This is a genomic window from Roseivirga sp. UBA1976 (assembly GCF_002336325.1).
GTDB lineage: Bacteria > Bacteroidota > Bacteroidia > Cytophagales > Cyclobacteriaceae > Roseivirga > Roseivirga thermotolerans.
Genome location: NZ_DDDQ01000050.1, coordinates 1 through 3361, shown reverse-complemented (window position 1 = coordinate 3361; position 3361 = coordinate 1). Strand labels below are relative to the sequence as shown.

At 43.7% G+C, this 3361-nt stretch carries 4 protein-coding genes; all 4 read left to right on the top strand.

What is annotated here, in order from left to right; translation table 11 throughout:
- Positions 1-294 precede the first annotated feature (294 nt).
- On the top strand, positions 295-1002 hold the full coding sequence (locus B3763_RS05440; protein WP_189630938.1) for an SIMPL domain-containing protein: 708 nt from the start codon (positions 295-297) through the stop codon (positions 1000-1002).
- Between the two features lie 114 nt (positions 1003-1116).
- Positions 1117-2055, top strand: a complete 939-nt coding sequence (locus tag B3763_RS05435; RefSeq protein ID WP_189630937.1) for a ribose-phosphate pyrophosphokinase — start codon at positions 1117-1119, stop codon at positions 2053-2055.
- 13 nt (positions 2056-2068) lie between these two features.
- Positions 2069-2683, top strand: a complete 615-nt coding sequence (locus tag B3763_RS05430) for a 50S ribosomal protein L25/general stress protein Ctc (protein ID WP_189630936.1) — start codon at positions 2069-2071, stop codon at positions 2681-2683.
- 138 nt (positions 2684-2821) lie between these two features.
- A partial coding sequence (gene pth / locus B3763_RS05425) for an aminoacyl-tRNA hydrolase (protein ID WP_286744499.1) occupies positions 2822-3361 on the top strand: 540 nt, incomplete at its 3' end.

The following is a 3361-nucleotide window of genomic DNA, read 5'->3' as shown; positions in this document are numbered from 1 at the left end:
GAGTCTAGGTTCGAGCCCTAGTGGACCAACAAAAAGCCCTCTCATTTAATTGAAAGGGCTTTTTTTATTGCACTATGTTACACACTTACTACAAAAACACGGTTTATCTCGGTATTTGAACCTTAGTTTTAGCACCACAACTGCACTTATAAATATAAGCAGCCCCTCTTAAACAGCTTTGAACAGCGTAAAGGCCAGCCCCTGTCACTCCAGGCAAACTATGCTCTAAAATAATTTCCTCTTTGCTCACAATAGGAACGCCTCAACTCCTGTTCAGCAATAAACTCAAAACACATGAAAAGCAGCACAAACATAGGCATGGCCATACTAGGTGTGGCCATTGTGGTATCCGGCCTATTCATTAGCAACATACAAGTCAAATCAAGAGCATTCGATCGGTCGGTTGAGGTAAAAGGATTGGCCGAACGGGAAGTAGCGGCCGATCTTGGTGTGTGGCCGGTACAGGTTACACTCACCTCCAACAACCTCAACAAGCTCAAAGCCGATTTGGAACAGCAAAAAGCAACAGTCATTGAGTTTTTCAGGCAGCAAGGGTTTTCGCCAGAGGAGTTCTCTACCGGCCCTGTGAATATACAAGACACTCAGGCCAACCCGTATGGAAACAATGCTAACCTACCCTATCGATACATAGCCCAAATGGAATTTACCGTACGCACCAACAATTTGCAGAAACTGCAAAACAGCCTTACCGCCTCTCTTGAGTTGGTAGCACAGGGTATTCTCATAGGCTCAAAGAACACCTGGCAACCCATAGAATATATTTTTACCAGCCTGAACACGATTAAACCGGATATGATTGAAGAGGCGACAAAGAATGCCAGAGAGGTAGCCGAAAAGTTCGCCAAAGACTCAGACTCACGGGTGGGTAAAATAAAATCGGCCAAGCAGGGTGTTTTTAGCATAACCGATCGCGATCAGAACACGCCATTTGTAAAAAATGTGCGCGTAGTAACCACTATAGACTATTTTATAAAAGACTGATTTACTGCCCAATAAGAGCCGGAGAGGCACAAACGGCCACCCCAACAAATATTCAAACTTCACTCTTAATTTTATTTATTAAATTCCTACCTTTGCAGCTCAAAATTTGGCACCGTGAGTAATTCAACCAGAGAACATAAAATTTTTGCAGGAAACGGATCGGCAGACCTTGGAAAAAAAATCGGAGAATTCTTCGGTCAGGGACTGGGAGGTATACAATTGCAAAAATTCTCTGATGGCGAAATGGCTCCCTATTTTACCGAGTCCATTCGCGGAGCCAATGTTTTTTTAGTGCAATCGACCATGGCACCAGCCGAAAACCTGGTGGAACTTTGCCTGATGATTGATGCGGCCAAAAGAGCTAGTGCATACAAAGTAATTGCTGTTCTTCCCTATTTTGGCTATGCTCGTCAGGACCGAAAAGACAAGCCCAGAATTGCCATTGGAGCTAAAATGGTTGCCAATATTCTGACAGCCGCAGGAGCCGACAGGATAATGACCTGCGACTTGCATGCCGGACAGATTCAGGGCTTTTTCGATATCCCAGTAGATCACCTGGATGGGTCGGCTATTTTTGTGCCGTACCTCAGAAGTCTGAATATGGACGAGCTTCTCTTCGCTTCTCCCGATGTAGGAGGTGTGAAAAGAACCCGAGAATATGCACAACATTTCAATGCTGAAATGGTGGTTATTGATAAGCACCGAAAGCGCCCCAACGAAGTAGCCGAAATGCGAATTATTGGTAGCGTAGAAGGCAAAAATGTGGTGCTGGTTGATGACTTGGTAGACACCGGAGGAACCTTGTGCAAAGCTGCCAAAATAATTATGGAAGAAGGAGCCAAGTCGGTGAGAGCCGTGTGTACTCACCCGGTACTTTCCGGCAAAGCCTACGAAAATATTGAAAATTCTGTGTTGGACGAACTCGTGGTAACCGATACCATTCCACTCGCCCAGCAATCATCTAAAATCCGTGTGTTAACTGTTGCCGAGCTTTTTGCCAAGGCCATTAAAAACATTACCACAGACGGTTCAATCAGTCAATTATTTATTTAACAATTATATAAAAATGAGAGAAGTAGAGATTATAGGGTTTAAAAGAGCAAATCTCGGAAGAGCCGAAGCAAACAGACTTAGAGCTGAAGGCAACGTACCAGGTGTTTTGTATGGTGGCGATGAGCAAGTGCACTTCTATGCACCGGCCATTCAGTTTCGTCCTGTATTGTACACGCCTGAAGCATGCTTTATTAAGCTAAACATTGAAGGCACTGAGTATAGAGCAATTGTACAAGAGTCTCAGTGGCATCCTGTAAGCGAAGCCTTGTTGCACGTAGACCTTCTTCAGCTATTTGCCGGCAAGCCAATTAAGATGGATATTCCGGTAAGAGCTACGGGTAATGCCATTGGTGTAAAAAATGGTGGTACACTTATCTTGAAAAACCCAAGATTGAAAGTGAAAGCCTTGCCGAAAAACATGCCAGAGGTAATTGAAATTGATGTAACTAATCTAAGAATTGGTAAGTCTATAAAAGTAGGTCAACTGCCTACCGACAATTTCGAATTCCTTACCAGCTCATTGGTAACAGTAGTGAACATTGCTATTCCAAGAGCCCTTAGAGGTAAGTCTGCCGAAGAACTTGAGGCCGCTGAAAACGAGGCTGAAGAAGAAGCATCAGCAGAATAATAGAATTATAAGCTTATGGAAATCCTGCTCAGCAATGGGCAGGATTTTTTATTTTATGTGCTCAAAGTTTAATGCTTTAAGTTTAAAATCTTGAGTTTGACTACTTACTTTGAACACCAAACTTGAAACTCGGACTTCATGAAGTTTTTGATCATCGGACTTGGCAACATTGGCCCGGAATATGAACTTACCCGTCATAATATTGGCTTTTTGACATTAGATAGGCTGGCAGATCAGAAAGGAGCCACTTTCGAAATGTCTCGTCTGGCCTATCATGCCGAAGTAAAGCACAAAGGCCGTACTATCCACCTCATTAAGCCTACCACATACATGAACCTGAGCGGCAAAGCCATGCGCCATTGGATGAATGAACTGAACATTCCTAAAGAAAACTGCCTGGTGATTGTAGATGACATTGCCATTCCCTTTGGCAAACTTAGAATGCGCGCCAAAGGCTCCAGTGCCGGACACAACGGACTCAAAAACATCGAAGACCTTACGGGAGGGCAGAACTACCCCAGGCTGAAGTTTGGCATTGGTGATGATTTTCCGAAAGGTAGACAGGTAGATTATGTACTTAGCAAATTTACCCCACAAGAGTTTGATGAACTACCATTTATAATGGACAAGGCCATTGATATGATTTATGGCTTTTGCACCATCGGCATTAGCCGAACC